Genomic DNA, 22710 nt, shown 5'->3' with positions numbered 1-22710 from the left:
TTTCCTCAGGAGTTGCGGTCATCACGATAAAAGATGCCGTTAGGCTTCTTCAGATCTTCAAGGTCAGATACCTTGCCCTCAGGCGGGTTATAGGCACGTTTCATCCGGTTGTACTCGGCACGATCAGGGCCGCCGGTAGATGCCCGCTGAAACACCAAATAAATCACGCGGCGAGAGCGATCGCTCTTGTTCGGTAGTGAGTAGTGGGGCGCGTAGTCGTCGAAAATAAAGACGTCGCCCGCCTTCCACGGTGTCGGTTCCCATTCAAAGCTCTCGGCCACGTCCGGGTTGATGACGCCGCCGGCATCCATGGGAAAGACCCCCTCCTTATGCCGCCCCGGACTGAAAAATAGACCTCCGTTGTCGGGAGCCGCATCGTCGATTGCAATGGCTGCTATGGCATGCACCATTCGCTCCGGCAGCTTGTGCGGGATATGATAAATGTCCTGATGTGGGCGGTATCCGCCGCTATCGGGGTATTTGAAGATCAGCAGCTCCTTGAGCATCCGCGTGTCTTCATCGAGTAGCGTCTCGATCGCGGTGCGAATGCGACCGTCGTCCAGCAGCGTCTGGCGTAGAGCATCATGGTAGTCCAGGAAGTTTTCGACCTTTGAGATAATCTTACGATCATCGGTGGTCTTCTCGAACCACTTCATCCATTTGTCGGTGCTTACGTCCCAGCGCGCGACCTCCTCCACGAAATCAGAGATCCTGTTACGCGTAGGCGTATCAAAGAAGCCTTCAAGCCGAAGATATCCATCTTGATGCCATTTCGCCTTTTGTGCGTCGGTCAGCATTTTGCGAACTCCTTTCTCATGTTACAGAGAGCCAATTCTTGCCTTTGGGCGGAGTGCGGTTGCCAATACTCCGTTAAGTACGGTCGCACCCAATAGCGTGAGCAACATCGCATTGATGCCGAATTCTCTGATTATCTGCCCTCCAAGCACCGGAAAGGCGAACGATCCGATAAAATAGGCTAAGGTGAAGATCTGTGAGGCAACTGGTACGGAGAGGAGATGCTCGCCGGCGAGATTGACGGCTATTCCGTTGAGTGTGGAATAGCTGAGCCCGTAGCCTGTGGCGAAGATTGCGGCGGCCAGAATATAGAGCAGTTCGTTGCCAGGATTGACCATGAACAAAGCCAATGAGGCACCGGTCGCGATAATGAGCGTGAGCGCAAGCTGCTGTACGGGCACTCGATCCAGCATATGAGCGACCGAGAAGCGGAGCGCCACGCTGGTCACGGTGAATACCAGGAAGAAGAGGTCGGGATTGAGGTGACGTGATACCGCATAGGCGCTCTGATACGTCGAGAGCCCTGAGAAAACGCAGGCCGCAACCGCGATCATCAGGATCGGCGCGGCCGTCGCGTGTCGTAGCAGGGCGATCGTCTTGGCCAAGGTGACCTCGATGTGAGGCATGGGCACAGATGGGATCCTCAACATGGCGTGCCGTGCTACGCCTATGCAGATGGCCGCGATGACGCAGGCGATTGCGAACAATGCGTACGTGATCGCCATTGAGCCCGTGTATTCCGTTAGAAAGTGGCCGAGCGGAGCCGCTAGGCCAAGCCCGGCCATTTGTGCGCCAGACAAGATCGTCAGATGTTGGATACGGGCCGTGGGGCGTAGATGGCGGATGATCTGCAGCGGCGACAGGATGAACAACACGGACCATCCCACACCGACGAGCATGCCGCCTGCATAGGCTAGTCGCGCATCTAACACTGCGGCGGCAAAGGCTGCCATCGCCAGCGCCATCACGACCGAGGCGGCAACCATCGTCGGCATGATACCAACACGCTGAGCCAGGCGACCAGCCAGGCAGCAACACACGATCGTCGCAACCATGCCACTGGAGATAATGAAGCCCGCGACCTCGCGCTCCAACCCAAGAATTTCCATATATTCCGGCAAGATGAAGCTCGAGCCATAGGCTGCAGCGATGATACTCGATGCCAGCAAAAATGGCCCGGAGGCGCGGTAGGGCAATCTGCAAGCGAGGCGGTCCGCAGCTCCAGGCGGCACATCGACAATACGCAAGATAGAAGACCGTGCCGCGCTCATGTGATCGCGCTCATGTGTTCCGCCGATGTCGTTGCCTCCGATACAGCGTCCAGCTCTGCAGGGTCCGGACTCTCATATCCGTCGAGCGAGTGCTCAGATCGATCCAGATAGAACGGCTGTCCGAGGAGGCTGTTGATAATGAGGCTGTTGCGGTACGCCACCAGCGACAGGTTTACACTCTGTAACCCGTGCTGCAGGCGGCTTTGATTCTGCAAATAGACCGGTCCTGGCATTTTCTGGGTGAAGCTGACGGCGTAGTCCGCCCCCAGCACGGGCAGGTTATTCTCCATGTGCGCGCTGCCGAGGAGCGATCGTAGAAACAGGGGGGTGCGCGGCTGAAAGCCCGTGGCGAGCACGATGCGATCAACGACGATGCGGCGATGCTGCTGCCTGGTGAGACCGTTCAGTTCTACTTGCCAGCGCTTGTTGAGGTGCCTGATGTGCTTCAGGGTGACGTTGCAGAGCAAATGGAAGCTCTCAGATGGCGCGCCTTCCACGTCTCGTTCATACAACATGTCGTAGAGGCGATTGCATAGTTCGGCAGAAATGCCATCGCTCGTCAGCTTTTCACGCGCGATGATAGCTCGGCGGCGCGCAAGCGGCAGGGCGTGAAAGCGCCGGCTATAACCGGGTATATAGGCCTCGTTGACGAAACTGGTGTCGTCCATTGCGAAAAGGTTTGAGCGCGCCGTGATCCAGGTAATCCGAGTGGTATCGGGGCGATTGAGCATGTGCTCGACAATCTCCGCGCCGCTCTGACCACCTCCCACCACGAGCACATGCTCGTCGCTCCGAGGCGAACCCCGGTCTAGATAGTCAGCCGCATGGTAGACCGTGTCGCAAATGAGGGGCTTGGCGCACCGGGGGATCTTTGGCTCGACACCCACTGCAATCACCACGGCGCGCGCCAGATATGTGGTTGTGCCCGTACTGACGCGATAGGCGTCCCTGAAGGCGGCCACATCCAAAACTTCTTCGTGGAAGCGGAGCGTGCCGAGTTGTCGTGCGACCCACCGGTAATAGTCGGTGAACTCCCGCCGCGAGGTCGACGCGTTGCGTTTGTTGACGAAATTGTAGAGCCGCCCGTTTACTGCGAGGTAATTCAGGAATGAATAGGGACTGGTGGGGTCAACCAAAGTCACGCAATCCTTGAATGGCGATACTTGTAACCGGCTGTTGGGCAACGCCAATCCCGGATGCCAGCAAAATGCGCCGCGCTTCTCCAGGAACAATGCGCGCAGAGGTGTCGGTTCAATCAGCGCCGCCAGGCTGAGATTGAACGGTCCGATCCCGACGCCAATGACATCCAGCGTATCCACGAAGCCTTCTCTTGCACTTGCGTAAGGTCGTCCCCGCTTGAAGAGGGCGGCCGGTTGCTGCACATGGAAACCTACAATCTGACACTACGTGAGATACAAGCCGTTTTATCGCCGCACTTAAGAGGATGTTTTGAGTAAGGTTGCATCTCCTCGCTGACCGCAAAGGTGCTGGAGCCCGTCTTAAGGACAGCGAAAAGATGGGCGGATGGGCGTAAATCGCGCGGTTGTGGGTTATGTGGAGACTGGACGTGCCCTGAGCGACGTAAGCTCCCCTCGCCTAAGATGAAAGCGCGCTCGATGGGCTGCCGACGGAAAACCGTGTGCGACGACTTGAAGCGTCGGGAATGCCGCTGTTGATGGTGGAGGCGTACGTATTCATGCTCGAAAGTTCTCTGCCAATCGCAAAAAGTTTTTTAGCAGAGCGTCTCCTTGTGGGGTCAGTATCGATTCGGGATGGAACTGCACCCCGAAGGTCGGTTGATCGCGGTGCGCAAGAGCCATGATCTCGCCCTCGTCCGAACGCGCGGTAACCATAAGCGGCGACGCATTTGATGGATCGAGCTCAACGACAAGGGAATGGTAGCGCCCCACACAAAGAGGAGAAGGGAGTCCTTCAAATAGCCCTCTGCCCTCATGCCCGACATGTGAGGACCGACCGTGCATGGGACGACGTGCACGTGCCACCCTTCCACCGAAAACACTCCCGATGCACTGGTGCCCGAGGCAGATGCCTAAAATCGGGACACGACCTGAAAGCTCGCGAACAATCGAGGTAGATGTTCCCGCTTCTGTCGGGGAGCAGGGACCTGGGGAGATCACCAGGGCGCGCGGCTTGAGACGGACGATATCGCTGGTGCTGATCACATCGTTCCGGACCACTTCCGTTGCTTCACCAAGCCGGCGGAAATATCGGGCAATGTTGAAGACGAAGGAGTCGTAGTTGTCGATGACGACAATCAAGGGGCACCGGACGAATTGGCGGCAAACGCATCAAACATTCGCTGTGCTTTGGCGAGTGTCTCATCGTATTCGGCCGCTGGATCCGACATCGCCGTTATCCCGCCACCTGCGTGAAACACAGCCAAGCCGTCGTCGATCGTAACAGTTCGAATCGCAATATTCGTATCCATGTGGCCGCTAAAGGCGATGAAGCCGATCGCTCCGCAATACACCTCTCGCGTTACTCGCTCGATCTCCGTAATAATTTCCATCGCTCTCACCTTCGGCGCCCCGGTAATGGAGCCGCCTGGAAAACAGGCTTGAAGAAGTGCGATGGCGTCATGGCTCTTTTCTAGATCGCCCGTAACAACTGATACGAGGTGGTGCACAGAAGCGTAGGATTCGAGATTGCACAGCGCAGGAACATCAACTGAATCTGGGGTGCATACACGTGACAGATCACTCCGCAGGAGGTCGACGATCATGATGTTCTCGGCGCGATCTTTGTCGGATGTGACCAGGAGTTGAGCCTGGCGCTGATCTTCCATGGGCTCAGTGGAGCGCACGCCCGTGCCTTTGATGGGGCGTGTTTCGACGACTCGTCCGTCGAGCTTCAGGAAGCGCTCCGGCGAGCTTGATGCAATTGTGAGATTGCCATGACGCAGCAGCGCTGCGAACGGTGCGGGGTTCAATGACCGCAGTTGGCAGTAGAAGGCGACCGGATCAAATGAGGTCGGTAGCCGGGCGCTGAAACGCTGCGCAATATTGACTTGAAAGACGTCTCCAGCCAGAATCAGGTCGATCACGCGCCGTACCGCCGCAATGTAGCCCGCGCGGCTAAAGTTAGAGTGCCATGGTCCGACCGTGCCGCAGGCGTCATTCCTCGCCAAGTTTGGGGTGGCAAGGAGAGCTGCAAACTCATTGGCCCGACCGCGGGCACGCACGGCTCGGCGCGCGGGATCCTGCTCCGGCCAGCCTGTCGAAACGATACAGCATCTGTTCTCGCGGTGATCGTAGCTGACGACTACGTCATAGAAATGCAGGGTTGCTTGAGGTAAGCGGTGTCCGGAGGCTGCCGGCACCGGCAATCGCTCCAATGTCCTGTTCAGATCGTACCCAAAGACCCCGGCTGCTCCGCCCTGAAATGGCGGCAGACCAGGGCGGTGCTCTTGCGGATACCTAGCAAGCAGCGTGCGAAGGGCTCCCCATGGGTCATCGCCAAGTTTTTGTCCGTTCCAACTCGCCCGTCCATCCTCGACCATATAAGTGCCGAAGGGGTCACAGGCGAGATATGAGTAACGCCCCAGCGGCTCCTGGCTTGCTGCGCTATCAAGGAACGTAAGATGAGCTCGATCGGCGAGGCGCCGCATTGCCACGACAGGAGTCGTCCATGGCAGTTCGCGGATGTGGATCGGGCAATCAGTCATCAGGGAATAGCGTCCGCATGCTGGCGAGGATAGCCCGCCAAGAGATCGAGGATAGGAGCCTGTAGGCTCGAGGAACTGAGGCTCAGTTTAGCCCCCGCCCTTGGATACGGCGCGATGAGTGAGGAACCGCACATCCGTCGATACATCGTAGTCTGCTGCGAACCGTAGCTCCCGGAGCGGACGTACCCGCCTGATCGATTCCTGGTACAGCTCATGCGCCTTGTAAGCTGCCAGTTTCGCCTCGCTCTCGAACTCGCCATAGACAATGACGTCGATGTCGTTGCCGAGCTGGTCGCTCTTGCGGTTGCGAGCAACCTCCAGCCGGCTTGCATGCGGGATGGTCGTCAGAACCGATAGGCCTTCGATGATCCGGTCGATATGCGCCTCATCCTTGGCAGTGAACAAAACAATATGACGGATCATGGATCACTCTAGGCGTGCTATGAGAGATGGCGCGCCTAACTAGCTTGGGATCGCGGCTTCCGCAACACAACTCTGCTGCATCGCTGGTTGATGATCGATAATTCGCGCTGTTGTGCCCACCAACTTTGCAACTCAGCTCGGGAGTGGCGCTTCTTAATCAGGAGGTCTGAAGGGCCAGGCGCTCGATGGTTTGAATGTGACGCGCGAGCAGGTTACAGGCTTGGTCAAGGTTGCGGCTTCGTAGGGCCTGCAAAATCAGACGGTGATCTTGGTTGGACCGTGGGCGCCAGCCGGCCGTTCGCGCCATCGCGAAGACCAGCCGAGAATTGGCAAGCTGAAGCTCATCGAGGCTTGCAAGCAGGCGCGGCATCGCACAGGGCGCAACCAGGGCGTAGTGAAAGGCCCGATTGGCCATCTCAAAATCCTCAATCGTCTGGGCATTGTCTCCTTCAATCAGGGCAAGTTCAATGCGTGCCATGTGGACCGATGAGAGTTTTGGAGCTGCATTGCGCAGCGCGACCACCTCTAGCGCAGCACGCATCTCGGCGATCTCCTTCACCGAATTCGCATCGAGCGGAGCAACCCGCACGCCTCGTCGAGGTGCACTCACGACGAGATGTTGAGCCTCCAGTTGTCGAAAAGCCTCGCGCACCGGAACGTGACTTGAGTTGAATTCTCGCGCGACATGATCCTGGCGCAGCGGGGAGTCTGGCTGCAGTGCGCCGTTGATAATGCGCTCGCCAATCGACTCGGCAATGCGTCCAGCAGTCGTCCTGTTCTCGATCATAGATTATCTATCGGAAAAATGGGTGCGCCCCGATATCGCATCGATTAGCATCGATGCAATGTCGCTGACGATAGATAATTTGCGTGATTATCTATGATTATGGATTCGAGCTCATGGACCCTTGTGATGGAGTTGACCGGAACGGAAGCTGCAAGCTCGCGCAAGCCGGCGGGACATGGGAACGTGCCGCGGCCGAAGCGCTCTATGATCTGCCCTTCGCCGAGCTGATGTTTCGAGCGCAAAGTGTTCACCGCGACAACTTCGATCCAAACCACGTCGAAACAGCTAGCCTGCTCAGCGTCAAGACGGGGGGCTGCCCGGAAGACTGCGGCTACTGCGCGCAGAGCGCGCACTACCAGACAGGGGTTAAAGCGACCCGCCTGATGGATTGCAGCGACGTCGTCACTGCCGCGCAGCGCGCCAAGGAGGCAGGCGCGACCCGCTTCTGCATGGCTGCAGCTTGGCGAAGCCCAAAGGACCGCGATCTCGATCGGGTCTGCGAGATGGTTAGCGCCGTCAAAGATCTTGGCATGGAAACCTGCGTCACGCTCGGCATGCTGACGCCGAAACAGGCGGCGCGGCTTTCCGTGGCGGGGCTCGACTTCTACAATCACAACGTGGACACCTCGCCTGAGTTTTACGGCAACATCATTACCACCCGCTCGCTGCAGGACCGAATTGACACGCTTGAGCACGTGCGCGAGGCGGGCATCAAGGTCTGCTGCGGCGGCATTATCGGCATGGGGGAGGGGGTTCAAGATCGACTCGACATGCTCGTCCTGCTCGCCAATCTCCCAAAGCCTCCCGAAAGTGTGCCGATCAATCTTTGGAACGAGGTCAAGGGGGTTCCTGTCGTTAATACCGCGCAGGCTCCCGATCCGATCGCGTTGGTGCGTCTGGTCGCAACCGCCCGGATCATGATGCCCAGAAGCGTGATTCGGTTGTCAGCCGGACGGCGTGACATTACTGACGAATTGCACGCGCTGTGCTTTCTGGCCGGAGCGAATTCAATTTTCATCGGGGACGTGCTGCTCACGACAAAAAATCCGACAGCCGACCGCGACGCCAGATTGCTAACCAAGCTCGGCATCACGTCTGCCCTTGCTAGCCAAAAAGAGGCAGCAAGCGAAGGGCGTGCAGACCTCCAAGATACGGTTGAGAAATGCAGATTACCTTGTTGAAAGGCAAAATCCACTGCGCATCGGTGACCGAAGCCGATCTGCACTATGAAGGCTCAATCTCAATTGATCGTGCGCTATTGGACGCGGCGGGATTCCTGGTCAACGAACGGGTCGAAATTCACAACGTCGAAACCGGCGCCCAGTTCGCCACCTATGTCACTGAGGCGCCGCGCGGCTCGGGGACTATCAACTTGAACGGTGCGGCTGCGCGACTAGCGCTACCCGGAGACAAAATTAGCATCCTTTCATACGCCTTACTTGCTGAGGCGGAAGCCAAGACATTCAGACCACGTGTTGTGCGGGTCGATCGAGAAAATCGAATATTGCCGGTTTGATCGCGATAGCTGCCAACCGAAGCCGCTTTTCTGCGCGACCGCCCAGAATTTTGCACAATTTCAATGCCCTCAGGTGCCACAATGAATCCAGTCCACGCGGGAAAAGCTGCCCCATATGCCTCGGCGTTGAATGTCCTGAAAGAGGACCACCGGTTGCGCAGTCTCAATCCGCGTGCGGGGATCGATTTCACGTCGAACGACTATCTGGCGCTCGCGAGCGCGCCGCGCATGAAGAAGGCTATCTTGGCCGCGATCGAGGCCGGCACACCGATCGGGGCCGGCGGGTCGCGGCTCCTGCGCGGCAATTGCGAGGAGCACGAACGTCTGGAAGCTGAAGCTGCCCGGTTCTTTGGTGCCGAGACAGCGCTCTTTTTTGGCAGCGGTTATGTCGCAAATTTTGCGGTCCTGACGACGGTGCCGCAGAAGGGCGATCTGCTCGTTCTCGATTCTCTGGTGCACGCGAGCATCCATGAAGGCGCGCGAGCCGGCCGCGCTGACTTTCGGATGAGCGCACATAACGACCCAGAGGCGGTTGCAAGCACGATTCGTGACTGGCGGACAAAGGGCGGAGTTGGGCGTGTCTGGATCGTGACCGAAAGCCTTTATAGCATGGACGGCGATTTTGCACCGCTCAACGAACTGGTTGCGCTCGCCGACCGGCATGATGCGTTCCTGATGGTGGATGAAGCTCATGCCACAGGCGTTTACGGTGAAAATGGACGGGGGCTCACCGCACCTTATGAGGGGCGAGAAAATCTGCTGGTCGTTCACACCTGCGGCAAGGCGCTGGGCGCTGCGGGTGCGCTCGTCACTGCGTCCGGCGTCCTGCGAGACTTTATGGTCAATCGGTGTCGCCCCTTTATCTTCGCCACCGCCCCCTCGCCGTTGATCGCCGTTGCCGTGCGAGAAGCGATGCTGATCCTGCAGCAAGAACCCGAACGTCAGCAGCGTCTCATCGAGCTGGTCGCGTTCACGCATCGACAGCTGAAGAACCTCGGTTGGAAAAGTTTCTCGAACTCGCAGATCATACCCTACATCGTAGGCGACAACGCGCGTGCGATGCGGCTCGCTTCTGCGCTGCAGGCGCGCGGCTTCGACATCCGCGGAATCCGCCCTCCAACCGTGCCGGCGGGCACGGCCCGTTTGCGAATCTCGCTGACACTTAACGTCGTGGAAGCTGACGTGCGTGCAATGCTCGATGCCCTCGTCGAGGAGACGGAAGGTATACTTCGATGAGTCGAAGGATCGTGGTAACGGGCACGGATACCGGAATCGGAAAGACCGTGTTTTCGTCGGGGCTCGCGAACCTCCTCGGCGCAAAGTATTGGAAGCCCATTCAGGCCGGCCTCGATGGAGAGACCGATACCGAGACCGTCGCGCGGCTGGGCCGCCTCTCAGCCGACCGAATCTTGCAAGAGCGCTACCGTCTTCGAGCGCCCGCCTCGCCCCATTATGCCGCAGAGCTTGACGGAGTTCGCCTCGAGGCAGATTCGCTCGATTTGCCGGATACTGGGGGACGGCCATTGGTTATAGAGGGCGCGGGCGGGCTGATGGTGCCGCTGAGCGGCGACACACTTTACATCGATGTGTTCGAGCGGTGGCGGCTTCCAGTCGTGCTTTGCGCGAGCACAAAGCTTGGCACCATCAATCACTCGCTGCTGTCGATAGAGGCTCTCCGAAAGCGTGATATCCCCATTCTCGGGATTGCCTTCATTGGCGAAAGAAATGCCGAGACTCAGACCGTCATCCGAGAAATGGGGCGGGTGCGTTGGCTGGGACGATTGCCATGGCTCTCTGACCTCACCGCGGACACGCTGCAAGCAGCGTTCAAAGCCTCATTCCGTGCAGATAGTTTCAAGTTGTATGCCAAAGAATAAGTCTCCGATCTGGCATCCGTTCACGCAACACGCTCTTCAAGACGAGATGACGCGGGTTGTTCGGGGCGATGGCGCCTATCTCCACACCGCGGATGGTCGCCGTATCATCGATGCAATCTCATCTTGGTGGGTGGTGACGCATGGTCACTGCCATCCCCATATCGTGCGCGCGATTCAGGAACAGGCAGGTAAGCTCAATCAGATCATCTTTGCCGGGCATACCCACGATCCTGCGGAGGAAGTTGCCGCGCAGCTCCTAAAATTCGCGCCCCCGGGGCTCAAGCATGTCTTCTTCTCCGACAGCGGCTCGGCAAGCGTCGAAGTCGCGTTAAAAATGGCGCTCGGCTATTGGCATAATATAGGCGAGCAGCGAATACGCATTGTTGTGATGCAACATTCCTATCACGGCGACACGATAGGCGGGATGTCGGTGGGTGCGCGCGGCGTCTTCAACGAGGCGTACGGACCCCTACTGTTCGACGTCACCTCAGTCCCGTTTCCCGCAACAGGTCGTGAGCAGGACACGCTGGACGCCCTAGAGTTGGCATGTCGAAACGAAATTCCAGCGGCCTTCATTGCGGAGCCTCTGATATTAGGGGCAGGCGGAATGCTGATGTACCCAGCCTGGGTGCTTAAGGAAATGAAGCGGATCTGCGAGGCTTCTAGCGTCCTGTTCATTGCCGATGAGGTCATGACCGGCTGGGGTCGGACGGGCACAGTGTTCGCGTGCGAGCAGGCCAACATCACACCAGATATCGTCTGCTATTCCAAGGGCATTACGGGAGGAGCTCTTCCCCTCGCCGTAACACTCTGTCGGGCGGATATTTTCGATGCCCACTATTCGAAAGATCGGACGCGCACATTCTTTCATTCGAGCTCATATACTGCAAATCCCGTGGCCTGCGCCGCCGCAAGAGCCAATCTGGAGCTCTGGCAAGATCCCAATACTCGCCAACACGTGGCGGCGATCGCCGTGATGCAAGAACAGGCGATTGAGCCATTCCGGGCCGATGCACGCTTCGGAAACGTTCGTCGAACCGGCACGATTACAGCGCTCGATCTGAAGACGAGCGATTGCGGCTATCTGGCGGACATAGGTCCGAAGCTCCAGGCCTTCTTTAACAATCGAAATCTGCTGCTTCGGCCGCTCGGCAATACGATCTACGTGATGCCACCGTACTGCGCAACAGCGGCAGACCTTGATGAAATCTATGCTGGCATCTGGGATGCAGCCAATGCGCTGGCTGGAAAGGACACTCTGCGGGCTGAGAAGCTGGGAGTGAGCGTTTGTTAACTTTCTCGGTGGTGTTGCGATGATCGCGATTCCCCGAACCCTAACCGGGGAGACTGGGGTCGGTTCAAATCCTCTCCCTCGGACCAAATTCAGAAGATAAATCAGTGCATTAAATTGCGTTCCTTTCGAGGCCCGTTTTGTTGTCGTCGCCGTGTAAGCACGGTGTCAGCACCGGAAGATTTTTGGACGACCGACGCTCTGCCCACCGTGTTCAACTCCCGTGCGAATCCCTCCTGGAGTTTGACGTGGAAAACGGCAACGGGAGCATGCACGGCCGATGTGGCGCGTGTACTGTCGACCCGCACAACCGGGGCAACTCATGACGCGCACACGGGTCACAGAAGACCTGTTTAGGGTTGAGGAAAACGAGGTCATCCACGCGCCGACCAACGCCCGCTGGACGGCGTACCCCGGCCGGCCGGTGCCGGCCAACTATTCTGCCGGCATGTTGGGAAGCGTCCTTCCGAACGGCGACGAGTACTGGCGCGAAGACGTCGAGCCGATCGCCCTGAAGTTTCTCGCCGAGCGGCCCATGGCATCAGAACAACCATGATCCAGCTATCCGCTGAACGCCTAAAGGGGACAGAATGAACCGGCTACAGAAATTCGTCGAACGAGGCGCCTTCGGGGAGGGGCCCGGCCGCGCCGCGTACGTGCTTGATCCGGCGAAGCTCCCCGAGCCGAGCAGCGGCTTCGAGTGGCACATCGTGGGCGACTTCCTGCCCGGGGATGCAATCCTCACGGACCCCAAGCTGAAGCAAGTCTTCGAGGCCGCGCTGAAGCGCGGCTGCGCAGTGGTCGCACGATGAAGTCTGACCGCTTTCCCCATGAAACATCCCGCCCTTTCTGTTGAACCCTCGCCGCTATGACCCGCAAGTCTCCATCCGCTCCACTGCCCACGCCTAAGATAGTTCAACAGCTGCGCCAGGGAATTGACAGAATTCAGCGGCGCATTTCCGAACTTGAAACGTTCCAACCCGAAAGCGTCAAAGAGCGATGGGCTCCGGAAACGAAAGCCCTCGAGGCGGCGATCGCAGACACGATCGATGCTGTTTTTGGACACAATTCATCACGCGGGCGTCGCTTCAGCGCCGCGGCCAATCTCGATCGTGGCGCCCTTATCTTGGGCGGCGGGTCCGATCCGCTTTACAAAATTCACCAATGGTTGACCGAGGGGAAAGCAGACGCGCTCGCGCTACTCCGGGAGGCCGTTCGCTCGCTCGAAGAAGATTTGGTGGAGATCGAGGAAGAAGCGGTTACGCCGCCTCAGCCACGACAAAACGCGGCGATCTCAAACGACGAGATTTTTATCGTTCATGGACGAGACACACCAGCCAAGCACGAAGTTGAACTCCTCATCGAGCGCGCTGGTCTAAAGCCGATTGTCTTGCACCGACAGCCTAACGAAGGCCGCACGATAATCGAAAAGTTCGAAGCGCATGGCGGCGCTGCGGGTTTCGCGGTGGTGGTTTTGACGCCGGACGACGTCGGCGGCCTCGACCCCGATAACCTTCGGCCGCGCGCGCGACAGAACGTAATCGGGGAATTGTTTTGGTTCGCGGGGCGTCTGGGCCGCAAGCGCGTCTGCGCCCTCAAAAAGGGAGATATCGAGATGCCCTCAGATTTCGCTGGTATTGGCTACACGGACATGGACGATCGCGGCGCTTGGAAGGCTGAGCTGCTTCGTGAGCTGCAAACTGCGGGCTACTCAAATCTCGATTGGGGGAAGGCTCTCGCCTAACCAGCTGGCGCCACGTCGCCGCGGCTAGCGTGATCGGGCTGGGTTTGGACGATCCTTCACAAGTAGCCGTCGGTGGACAATAAAGGATACCGAGAGGGTCAGTAGATGGCATACACAGCGACCGTCATCCCTATTATGATTGCCTCGCCTGGCGATGTTCTAAACGAACGCACGAGGTCCTGTTGGCGCTCGATCCGGATGAACTAGGACTTCGCATTCTTCAAGTGCTCCGCAGCATGCCGTCTCACCAACGGCAGATTGAGCTAGGCCTTCACAAACACTGTAATTGGCCATCCCCGAACGCCCAACACCGGACCCTATCCGCCCTTCCGCCGGGCAGAGATAAAGGAAGCCATTCGAGAGGCATGGGCGTGGTTGGAAGGGCAAGGACTGCTTCTTCCTGACCCTGCTTACGTCGATCGAACGGCGGGGCCGCGGGTGCTTACTCGGCGCCGCTCAACTCGCCGAAGAAGCAGACCCACGCCGCGCGCTGAGCGCGCAGCGCCTTCCGAAGGATTTACTGCATCCAAAAATCCGCGAAGACGTTTGATTCTTTATCATCGCGGCAAGTACGACACTGCGGTTTTCGAAGCTATGAAGGCCGTCGAAGTCAGCGTCAGGAATGCTGCAAGCTTGAGCGACAAAGACATCGGCGTCTGGCTCATGCGCAAGGCCTTTGATCCTGAGAATGGTCCACTCACAGACAAAGCAACCGAGAAAGCGGAGCGCGAGGCACGTTCTAGCCTCTTCGCCGGCGCGATAGGGTCCTACAAAAACCCTCACTCGCATCGAAATGTTGCGCTCGACGATCCGGATGAAGCCGCGGAAATTATCCTGGTAGCCAACCATCTGCTGAGGATCGTCGATGCCCGCTCTGAAACTATCGCATTGACCACGCGACTTGATGTCTAGCCATATTTTCGGTGTGTTGAAAACGGCGGAAAGCCCGGAAAGTAAAGGTATTTTCGACCTGCGCTGGATGAGCGGAAAGTCCGTCGGAAACGCGCCGGGGCCCGATAGGCCCTAGTTTCACAGTCGGCGCTGGCGTGGCTTGGCCGGTGCCCTGCCGCCGGGCGTTGTAGGCCTTCGTACGGCCTTCCGCTAGCGCCCGACGATTGCCGCGTATCCCCGTCGTGCCGTAGTGACGCTGGCGCGCAGCGGTTGATTGACTTGATGCAGCGCTGTGTGTCGGCAAGCCAAAACTGTAGCTTCATCGTTTCCACGGGTCGTTGCCGATCTTACCAGCAGCAAAGTCATCGAGCGTCTTCCGGATCGCATCTGCCGACTTCTGCATCTCCTCTGGTGAGCGCTCGACGAGCCGCGGCTTGGGCGGTCCATCCACCGCACTATCGTTCAAGAACGTTTTATACTTGTTGAGCGTTGCGACCATCTCAGCTCGCAACACACGACGGCTCTTGGCTCTCGGCTCGCGATCCGTCCAATCTTTTTTTCCATTTTCCTCCTCTTTGATCGCAGACATCAGCTCGCGACCATAGTGCAGACCTTCTACCTTTGCACCCAGCAGCTCAATGCTTTCGCCTGCGCTCAAGAGCGCAATCGCATGATCCAGGGCTGCCATCACCATGGCGCGTGTCTCACTCCACTTGCCCTCCTGCTGTGCACGCACTAGCTCGGTGGTGCTCAAGAAATTCAACCGGCCACCAAAGTCCAACTCACCCCAAAAGTGTTGCCACTCCTCCGGCTCCATCATACTCACTCCTCACTATCGGTTCCCGCTTCTGGCAAAGCGGGGACATCGATCTCGCGTCGAAGAAATCATTTACGATGACCTTATGCAAGGTAGCGAGGTCCGCGTAGCCCTTCAAGTTCACTTTGATACCCGGCCCCCGGGCCGGGGCTCGTGCGGGGGCGACCGCGCGACCTCGACCGTTGAGGATATTTGCCATCGCGCATTTCGCGTTTAATTTTATGCGAGCCAGCACAAAACGGAGCGCGGGAGGCCGCAAACCTTATCGACGCGGCGTAAGCGTTCGCAGCAAACGCGCCTTAATTTTCTCAATGCGAGTAATGATGCTGCTGTCTGGCTTCCGTCGCCGCGCGAACTCTTGTAATCCTTTTAGCACATTCAAAATTCGGTCGAGCCCGTAGACCTCTTCTCGGTCTCCGGTCAACCCGGGAAGTGTCTCCATATACAGCCGTTTAGGTAGCGGCCGCTTCCAAGCCTTCCTCTCAAGCAGAAAAAACGCAACACCGCCGCCAATGGTGAGCCGATGATAGCCGAGTTCTCCCAAGAACTTGTTCAGCGTGATCACGGTGACCATAGGGGCGTCCTCGTCGCGGCGTGCGGAAGAGAGAATATCTCCGGGTTCCGCGACTTTGGTGGCGCGAGTTTCTGGGACGAGCCTTCTAGCGTCGGCCAATGAAGAAATCACGTCATCGTACAAAGCAATACGATCAGCTGTCAGGGATTTTCCCGTCAGCGTGGCCGCGACGTCGAGCGGGTCATCGTGAAGCGCGAGCGCGCGCTGCAACGGCGGAGCCTCTATCAAACCGCGCCGGTAGCGGTCCGCAATGCGAGGATCGGCGTCGAAAACGCGCCGCAGGGTAATTTGTAGAACCGGCCAATAGCGCGCTTCAAAAGCTGCGAGCTCTTCTGCCCGATTTGGATCGAGTGACGTCATTGTGACACGTCAAAAGTTGGATTGCCGACCTCAAGAACTTTTACCCCTGAAATCGCATCTGTGCCATCGGCCGTGTGAAACGATACTTGATCGGCTTGACCTATGACTAAGGTCTGCCTCGCTACCGTTACGGGACCTGCCACTACGTCGTAAGGGCCACTGCGATATGCAAGGTGGGCATGCGGGTCCCCGCCGTCGCGACAGTATGCAACGAAGGAGTAGAAGTTATCGCGGTCGCTTGGAAAAATAAGCGATTGAAGATTTGCGAAGCGGTTTCGCGCAAGGCGCATAGTCAAGACTACAGCCTTCGCGCCGGGATGCCGCCCGCGCGTTTTGAAAACGCGGAGGTTGGCCCAATTCTTGGCCTGATGAAGCCAAGTAGTCGTATAGAAACCCGGCCCGAAGTCGGGCCGCAATGCTCCCGCAGCGTGCGAAATGTTGTGCGGTCCACCATCGACAACAATTCCCTGCTGATTGATCGGAAAAAGCGATTGGTCACTGCAGCCATGGTACAGCACCATGTCGTCATTTATCCACCCCAAGCCCCACCCCCAAAGTCTGCCGGGGACATCCTAGAATTGCGGAATAAGGCTGTGCAAGCTCACGGTCTACTCCGCTGTCGGATCGCCCACAGCCGGTAGGCTTCGTCCTCGTAGGGGGCGGCGGCTGTCGGCGGCGGTACCAGCTTTGGGCTCTCCGTGCGGAAGTGGAGACCGCGCCCCAGCTTCTTTCCGACGAGGGTGTGCTGATCATTGGCCCAGTCCGGGATCGTCGGCATGAAGCCTTCGAGCGACGACCGCAGGCCGATGGCGGCGGCGAAGTGACAGCCCGCGCGGGACTTCGGTGAACGGCACATCGTACGGACACACGCCGGATAGACAAGTCGCCCCTTAACCGTCTCGTTCAGGTACCATGGAAGCAGCCTGTCGAGAGCTGACAGCAGCGCCGAAGGTTTGAAGAGCTTCCCTATAGCCTCTTTGACAGAAAGACGGACCCACCTTCTTTGATCGCCCCCATCGAAGCATCGAAGTTGCCCCGGTCATGCTGCGCTGAACGCCGATTGCGACGGGGCTTTCCTAAAGACGCAAGGCAGCCGAGTTCTTGCCGAGCGCGCCGGTATGCCGCGCTCCAGTGTCATCCCGTTAAATCCATCATGTTGATGCAAAATGTTTCGCCGGACTCAAGCGCGGCATTAAGCAGGGCCTCAGCGACGCCGCCGGCCAGCTGCTGGCTAACAGGCAAAGGTTGAGATCAAAAAAGGCGCCGGAAAAAACGAAGCGTGCCCGCCGCGATGAGTGTTACCGATCTCGGCGACATGAATCCTGCGCAATAGCGCCTAATATCGCGTAATTTAGGCGCTGGCTGCCGCCTGCACCGCGAGTCTGCAGCGCGAGGGCATGATATGCCGATGTCGTAACCAGTCTTTCGGCGGTCGATGATCGGCGAGTAAGCCGGTCGGCCGCGCAAAGCAAGCCGAAGGACAAAGAACGCAAAAGAACCGCCTGCCCGCGCTTACCACGGCATACCCATCGAGCCCGGTCTCTCCGTCAATCTCGTGCAACAACCCAAATTAGAGGCTGCGAATGGTCAGCATCTCGCCGAGCCATCGTTTCGAGCGTGCTGGTCAGAAACGGCGAAATGATGATGGATTGATTGGCAATCTGATGCTCGCTTCAATCATTGCGCTACGGCTCATATTACCAATTCTTCGGCCTCGACCAAGCCTGCGAACCAAGATTGCCATGCTTGGAATAGGGGGCGTGCTCGTCACAGGGACGACTTGCATCCTAGGGCTCAATTATGTTGCTCAGGTTCAGCGGGAGGCAGACCAGAGCATTCACCTTCGTGCTCACTTGGCGGCGATTTCAGAAGCGTTTCTTGAGTCGCAGCAGCTTGCACTGGAGTTTTTGCGCAGCCACGATGAAGCATTGATCGCGCGCCATGCAGACGGCATCAGGAAGGAGCTGGCCAGCCTCGATCAGATCGAGGAGTATGTTGCCTCCTTGCCGGAGGGCGATCCTCTGAAAGACGTGTCTTTCCTGCGTGCCGGAATCGGCCTTTATGCAACACGTTTCAACAACATCGCTTCAGCGCAGCGCGTGCTCGGGTTCACTGAGAATGATGGCCTCCAGAGCAAGCTGCGCAATGCCGTGCATGAAGCTGAATCCTCCCTTTCGCAGATCAATCAGCCGCAGCTAACTGTGTTGATGCTGATGATGCGACGGCACGAAAAGGATTTCATGCTGCGGCGTGAGGAGAAGTACGGGGATGAGCTGGACAAGCGCGTCGCCGAGTTCGAGACCGCCCTTGCTGCTTTGGAGTTGGCGCCAGCCGCCAAGTCGGAACTGAAGAAGCTTATCGAGTCCTACCGGTCGAGCTTCGTGGCGTTCCTGGTTGCGCAACAAGCATTGGACGAGCAGGTTGATGATCTCGGACAGATCTACGGCCGAAATCGTCCTCTGCTGTTGAAAGCGATCGCGGCAGCTGATGCCAGCGCTGCCGCTGCGGAAGAGCGTGCTTCGCGGATCCGCCAGATGCTGGGCTGGGGAATTGGGTTTGCCACGCTCGTCATCGGTTTCGTTGCCATCGTTGTTGGGCAGACAATGGCCCGGCTGATCACACGCATGACCAAAGCGATGCGCCAACTGGCGGCCGGCCAGTTTGAGGTGACTCTACCCGGACTTGGCCGTTCGGACGAGATCGGTGAAATGGCGCGGGCCATGGAATCGTTCAAGCTTAAATTGAGTGAGAAGGCGCAGGCCGAGTTTGCAGCGAATCTGGAACAGGACCGCTTGGCGGGGATGCGACGGAAGGCGGAGCTTGAGAAGCTTGCCAGGACATTTGAAGATGCGGTAAGCGGCGTCCTCGACACGCTCTCATCCGCTTCGACCGAGCTGGAGGCTTCCGCGCGCAGCCTGGCGGATACGGCACACGATACACAGGAAGTCTCTGACAAGGTAGCTTTAGCCTCGGAGGAAACCTCAGGCGGTGTTCGGGTTGTCGCTGCACGTACCGCCGAGTTGATGGCGTCTGCTATGGAAGTTGGACGCCAGGTCGAGCAATCTGCAGAAATCGCGAGGGGAGCGGTGCGTCAAGCCGAAGAAACCGACCGAAGGATAAAGCACCTATCCGCCGCGGCGCTAAAGGTTGGTGGCGTGGTTGAGTTGATCGCCGCAATTGCCAGGCAAACAAACCTTTTGGCTCTTAACGCAACGATCGAGGCTGCGCGTGCGGGCAAGGCCGGCAGCGGCTTTGCCGTTGTGGCGCACGAGGTAAAGTCGCTGGCAAGGCAGACTACCAAGGCGACCTCGGACATTGCAGGACAAATCGCAGATATCCAGGCGGCCACTGAGGAGTCGGTTACTGCGATGGCAGAGATCGGCAGCAACATCGGCAGGATCTCGCAAATCGCCTCCACGATTGCTGCTGCCATCGAAGAGCAGGGTACAGCAACTCGGCACATTGCGCAGAATATTCAACATGCGGCAGAAATGTCGACGCAGGTCGCCACTAACATCCGGCAGGTTGCAGGGAGCGCCTCGAGCACAGGGGCATCATCCTCGCAGGTACTGACATCTGCGAATGCGCTAGCCCAAAGCAGCCACCGTCTCAAACTGGAGGTCGATGGCTTTCTCGCCGGGGTCAGGTCGTGACCATCTGAAATTCCTACAGAATTAGATTATGTGGTGTGATTATTTGCTCTCACTGGGGGTCTCATAATGCCTGCCTATCTTGCATCGTATGATTTGAAGGAGACCAAGCCTGATCCGCACCCGACCTTTTTGAAGCAAGCAGCGGCGCAGGGCTGGAAACTGTGGATCCTTGGCTCAAACAACGTTCGGTATCGGCTTCCAAACACAACGCTGATCGGCACATTTGACAATTTGGCCGTTGCCGAAGCCAGGCTCGAAGCAGCCCGCTTGGCAACAGAGAACGAAATGGGCGGCAACGTCACGACGAGCAAGTGGATCGTTGCGGAATACGGACCCGCTCGGTTCCATGCTGACGAACGGCAAAGCGCGTAAGACCGTCGGAGGGTGCATCCAATCCTTGCTCTTTGCTTCGTCGGCCTGGAGCCTGCGTCAGGGTCGGGACGCGGGAACGTCGGTACGCGGGGGATCAAGCGAGTTCGCTAACCACCTGCGGCGATGACGGCGCGGCGAAGGCAGCATAGGGAAGCGGCCGAATTCGGCATGCCCTGGATGCACCTTTCCGGCTTGAGGACAAAGCATATTATCTCCTCTTTAGTCTGTCGCGAAGCGTTCGGTGCGTGTCAAAATGTTCTTTGCGCACCTCGTCTCCCCTTTATGTGTGGCCCGGCGTCCGTGCCGGCGAGCGTAGAGACGGGCGCCGCACCCGCTAGGTTCGCGCCAGCGCGCGAGGGCTTGCGCCTTCCGGCGGACGGAAATCCGCGTCAGATCAGCCGATTGCATGGCCAGCGGATGTCGAGGAGAGATCAAGGCACACAAGAGCAGAAAGAAGGACTGATTTGAGAATAGGCATCCGTCCGTCGGCCATTCCTGTCCCGCGCTCGGGGTCTATTTCGGTCAGCTTCTCGAAAGCTAGCCCTGGTAGTTGTGATCCTTTGCGACGACCTTGTGAAGGTAAGGCTGGCGTGGACGCAAACAACGTTGATCCATTCGATGTGTCAGGCCGGCCGGAGGCTTATCACTTGTTGCAGCAAGAGCAAGCGCGACAGGCCGGGCAAGATGACTTTGAGCAGCGCTTGGCCGAGGCGCGCCAGGCTCATGCCGCTCCGGCCGCGGGCGCAACTCCAGAACCCCGCTATCCTCATCTAACTGAAAAAGACCGAACCCTCATCGACGCGGCAGCCGAGCATTTTGCGAGGAATTTACAATCAAACACGGTCGGCACTTATACTTGGGCTCTTCGCGTATTGGGAAATCATCTTGGGTCTCGAAACCAGACGATTGACGCGCTGGATCACGAATCGTTGGTCTGGCACGCTAATGCGTTCTTTCCGGCTGATGGATCCATGGTTACCGCATTGAATGCGCTTCGTAAGTACCGCGAGCCCAGGGCTTCAGATGGCTGTCGACGTTATATTCCTTCTGTAGAGGATGCGAGCCTGATCGAGGGAGCCATCCGCGCAGCTGCTGCACGTCGAAGATGGACACCTATTACCGCCGAGAACAATGAGAAGCTTCTTCGCAGATTGGCGAAAAGTCTCGAGTCGCGGGGGCGAGCAATTGCTGCGTGCGATCACGATTCGCTGGTCGCTTACGTTAAGGAATACTTCGGGGATGACGTGAAAATGCCCTCCGTGTTGGAGGTGCTTCGCGAGTACCGTGAGCCGGATATTTTAGCTGCTCGTGTCCCTCGTCGGGAGGATGAATATATTCCATCGAGGGAGGACAAGAATCTCATCGATACTGCGATTCTTGCCAGCGGGCGACCCGAGCATACCGTCAAACACTATACCGACAAACTTTACAGGTTTGCTGGAGTGCTCAAAGATGAGGGCCAAGGAATTGCTAAGTTAGATCACGAGTCTCTGATCAGGCGTGCGAAACGCCTATACTCAAAAAACAAGAATCTAATCACCGGGTTGAACATCATCCGCGATTACCGCAACGCGCAAGGCTCCGCCGTGGACAGCTATCAACACGCGGAGGCTCTGACCGTGCAGTCACCGGTGCCAAGTGTCAACTCAGAGGAGCTTCTGCGACGGCTGGATGATCAACCCATCCCCTCGCGGTCGATTTGCCTTTCTGCGGAGCTTCGGACTACCTCGGATCAAACTGGCCTGCTGCCAGCCGAAAATTTGGACACCGCAGAGCTTTTGGAGATTCTTGCTTCACCCACGCATTCGCCGGCGGACAGCGTTAATCAGCCAAGCCCAGCGTTACCCTTGCCAGTTCAGGCTGTCTCTCCCGAGGAGATTTGGCGGACAGCGGATAAAGCTAATCAGCTACCAACTGAAAGTTTAGACACAGCGGAACTCTTGGAGATATTGGCTTCACCCACCCATTCGCCGGCGGACAGTGTTAATCAACCGAATCCTTCTCCGCTGTGGGACAACGGGGCATCGACCTCCGATCCGGCATATCTCCCGGTTCACGCGCCGCTTGCGGTGCCGAATCTAAATTTGTACCTTCCCCAGGGCTGGCAGCATGGCGACCAGTGGGCGACGGAGGACTTCATTCACGGGATGCGCTTGCATAACGTGCTGCCGAGCGTGGCTGAGCCGCAGACAAATCTCACCATTCAAGGCGTGAACTACACGGCCTCTATCGGGAGTCCAGGCCGAGAGCGTGCGATTTTCCTCCGCCGAAACTGAATAGGGCACAGCCATCGTTGACGTTCATGCTACCGTTTCCATGGCTCGTATCGATAAAGAGCACTCCAATTCCGCAGCCGCGAATGGTTACAGCTGCGTAGGTGTCGCGATCGTAACAGTTCAGCTGGTACTCTCTATCTCGCCTTGATCAGCGCCAATAATCCCGATTACTGCCGGACAGGACTTTCGCGGTGAACCCCTGCCAGGCTCAAGGTCATTGATGTCGAGCTTGACCTCATTACGGCTGCTTTTCCACAACATGTCTCTTGAGCTCTTCATTGGTCATATTCACCACGAAAAATTCGTGCCTTCGCCCGTCATCGCTCCCTTTTCGCCTCCTTCTCTTTCCTTCTCATTCATCAAACCTCATGGCTCTCC

At 57.8% G+C, this 22710-nt stretch carries 23 protein-coding genes; 12 read left to right on the top strand and 11 right to left on the bottom strand.

Features of this window, described 5'->3' with window-relative positions:
- Positions 1–5: 5 nt before the first annotated feature.
- The 7 genes from QA640_RS37040 to QA640_RS37010 all read right to left on the bottom strand — a co-directional run bounded on the left by QA640_RS37040 (position 6) and on the right by QA640_RS37010 (position 6961).
- Positions 6–797 (bottom strand): phytanoyl-CoA dioxygenase family protein, encoded by a 792-nt coding sequence (locus tag QA640_RS37040; protein ID WP_283037702.1) that lies wholly within the window; start codon positions 795–797, stop codon positions 6–8.
- 21 nt (positions 798–818) lie between these two features.
- Positions 819–2066, bottom strand: a complete 1248-nt coding sequence (locus QA640_RS37035) for an MFS transporter (RefSeq protein ID WP_283037701.1) — start codon at positions 2064–2066, stop codon at positions 819–821.
- Complete coding sequence (locus QA640_RS37030) at positions 2063–3385, bottom strand: SidA/IucD/PvdA family monooxygenase (protein ID WP_283037700.1); 1323 nt, start codon at positions 3383–3385, stop codon at positions 2063–2065. The genes QA640_RS37035 and QA640_RS37030 overlap by 4 nt, the downstream gene beginning before the upstream one ends.
- A gap of 375 nt (positions 3386–3760) precedes the next feature.
- Positions 3761–4345: an aminodeoxychorismate/anthranilate synthase component II gene (locus QA640_RS37025; protein ID WP_283037699.1), complete on the bottom strand. Its 585-nt coding sequence runs from the start codon at positions 4343–4345 to the stop codon at positions 3761–3763.
- Positions 4342–5751, bottom strand: coding sequence for an aminodeoxychorismate synthase component I (gene pabB, locus QA640_RS37020; RefSeq protein ID WP_283037698.1), 1410 nt, complete (start codon positions 5749–5751; stop codon positions 4342–4344). Before pabB ends, QA640_RS37025 begins: the two co-directional genes overlap by 4 nt.
- An 87-nt stretch (positions 5752–5838) precedes the next feature.
- Positions 5839–6174 (bottom strand): Dabb family protein, encoded by a 336-nt coding sequence (locus tag QA640_RS37015; protein ID WP_283037697.1) that lies wholly within the window; start codon positions 6172–6174, stop codon positions 5839–5841.
- A 157-nt stretch (positions 6175–6331) separates the two neighbouring features.
- Positions 6332–6961, bottom strand: a complete 630-nt coding sequence (locus tag QA640_RS37010; protein WP_283037696.1) for a GntR family transcriptional regulator — start codon at positions 6959–6961, stop codon at positions 6332–6334.
- Between the two features lie 83 nt (positions 6962–7044).
- Here QA640_RS37010 and bioB point away from each other — a divergent pair, with 83 nt between their 5' ends.
- The 9 genes from bioB to QA640_RS36965 all read left to right on the top strand — a co-directional run bounded on the left by bioB (position 7045) and on the right by QA640_RS36965 (position 14301).
- On the top strand, positions 7045–8142 hold the full coding sequence (bioB, locus tag QA640_RS37005; protein ID WP_283037695.1) for a biotin synthase BioB: 1098 nt from the start codon (positions 7045–7047) through the stop codon (positions 8140–8142).
- Positions 8124–8477, top strand: coding sequence for an aspartate 1-decarboxylase (gene panD / locus QA640_RS37000; RefSeq protein ID WP_283037694.1), 354 nt, complete (start codon positions 8124–8126; stop codon positions 8475–8477). The genes bioB and panD overlap by 19 nt, the downstream gene beginning before the upstream one ends.
- 81 nt (positions 8478–8558) lie before the next feature.
- Positions 8559–9713: an 8-amino-7-oxononanoate synthase gene (locus tag QA640_RS36995; RefSeq protein WP_283037693.1), complete on the top strand. Its 1155-nt coding sequence runs from the start codon at positions 8559–8561 to the stop codon at positions 9711–9713.
- Positions 9710–10354: a dethiobiotin synthase gene (gene bioD / locus QA640_RS36990; protein WP_283037692.1), complete on the top strand. Its 645-nt coding sequence runs from the start codon at positions 9710–9712 to the stop codon at positions 10352–10354. Before QA640_RS36995 ends, bioD begins: the two co-directional genes overlap by 4 nt.
- On the top strand, positions 10341–11648 hold the full coding sequence (locus tag QA640_RS36985) for an adenosylmethionine--8-amino-7-oxononanoate transaminase (protein ID WP_283037691.1): 1308 nt from the start codon (positions 10341–10343) through the stop codon (positions 11646–11648). Before bioD ends, QA640_RS36985 begins: the two co-directional genes overlap by 14 nt.
- A 319-nt stretch (positions 11649–11967) precedes the next feature.
- A complete protein-coding gene (locus QA640_RS36980; RefSeq protein WP_283037690.1) occupies positions 11968–12201 on the top strand; it encodes a hypothetical protein in 234 nt (77 codons plus the stop codon).
- Positions 12202–12235: 34 nt separating this feature from the next.
- Positions 12236–12457 carry a hypothetical protein gene (locus QA640_RS36975; RefSeq protein ID WP_283037689.1) on the top strand — a complete coding sequence of 74 codons (222 nt, stop codon included), beginning with the start codon at positions 12236–12238 and terminating at the stop codon, positions 12455–12457.
- A gap of 56 nt (positions 12458–12513) precedes the next feature.
- Positions 12514–13389 (top strand): nucleotide-binding protein, encoded by an 876-nt coding sequence (locus QA640_RS36970; RefSeq protein ID WP_283037688.1) that lies wholly within the window; start codon positions 12514–12516, stop codon positions 13387–13389.
- A 546-nt stretch (positions 13390–13935) separates the two neighbouring features.
- Positions 13936–14301, top strand: a complete 366-nt coding sequence (locus tag QA640_RS36965) for a TIGR02391 family protein (protein ID WP_283037687.1) — start codon at positions 13936–13938, stop codon at positions 14299–14301.
- A 298-nt stretch (positions 14302–14599) separates the two neighbouring features.
- On the opposite strand, the gene QA640_RS36960 is transcribed toward QA640_RS36965, so the two are convergent.
- The 4 genes from QA640_RS36960 to QA640_RS36945 all read right to left on the bottom strand — a co-directional run bounded on the left by QA640_RS36960 (position 14600) and on the right by QA640_RS36945 (position 16887).
- Complete coding sequence (locus QA640_RS36960) at positions 14600–15100, bottom strand: hypothetical protein (RefSeq protein ID WP_283037686.1); 501 nt, start codon at positions 15098–15100, stop codon at positions 14600–14602.
- A gap of 259 nt (positions 15101–15359) precedes the next feature.
- The gene (locus QA640_RS36955) at positions 15360–16031 is read right to left on the bottom strand and encodes a hypothetical protein (protein WP_283037685.1); all 672 of its coding nucleotides are present in this window, start codon (positions 16029–16031) and stop codon (positions 15360–15362) included.
- Positions 16028–16552 (bottom strand): DUF3990 domain-containing protein, encoded by a 525-nt coding sequence (locus tag QA640_RS36950; protein WP_283037684.1) that lies wholly within the window; start codon positions 16550–16552, stop codon positions 16028–16030. Before QA640_RS36950 ends, QA640_RS36955 begins: the two co-directional genes overlap by 4 nt.
- Positions 16553–16632: 80 nt before the next feature.
- Positions 16633–16887 (bottom strand): hypothetical protein, encoded by a 255-nt coding sequence (locus tag QA640_RS36945; RefSeq protein WP_283037683.1) that lies wholly within the window; start codon positions 16885–16887, stop codon positions 16633–16635.
- A 727-nt stretch (positions 16888–17614) separates the two neighbouring features.
- On the opposite strand from QA640_RS36945, the gene QA640_RS36940 reads away from it, so the two are divergent.
- From QA640_RS36940 to QA640_RS36930, 3 genes are all read left to right on the top strand, one after another.
- Positions 17615–19684 carry a methyl-accepting chemotaxis protein gene (locus tag QA640_RS36940; protein ID WP_283037682.1) on the top strand — a complete coding sequence of 690 codons (2070 nt, stop codon included), beginning with the start codon at positions 17615–17617 and terminating at the stop codon, positions 19682–19684.
- 66 nt (positions 19685–19750) lie between these two features.
- Entirely contained in the window at positions 19751–20056 is a 306-nt protein-coding gene (locus QA640_RS36935; protein WP_283037681.1) for a hypothetical protein, read from the top strand.
- A 590-nt stretch (positions 20057–20646) separates the two neighbouring features.
- A complete protein-coding gene (locus tag QA640_RS36930; RefSeq protein WP_283037680.1) occupies positions 20647–22332 on the top strand; it encodes a hypothetical protein in 1686 nt (561 codons plus the stop codon).
- The last annotated feature ends 378 nt before the right edge of the window (positions 22333–22710 follow it).

Source organism: Bradyrhizobium sp. CB82, from assembly GCF_029714405.1.
Classification (GTDB): domain Bacteria; phylum Pseudomonadota; class Alphaproteobacteria; order Rhizobiales; family Xanthobacteraceae; genus Bradyrhizobium.
The sequence above is the reverse complement of the archived record's forward strand: the minus strand, read 5'-3'. Positions and strand labels throughout refer to the sequence as shown.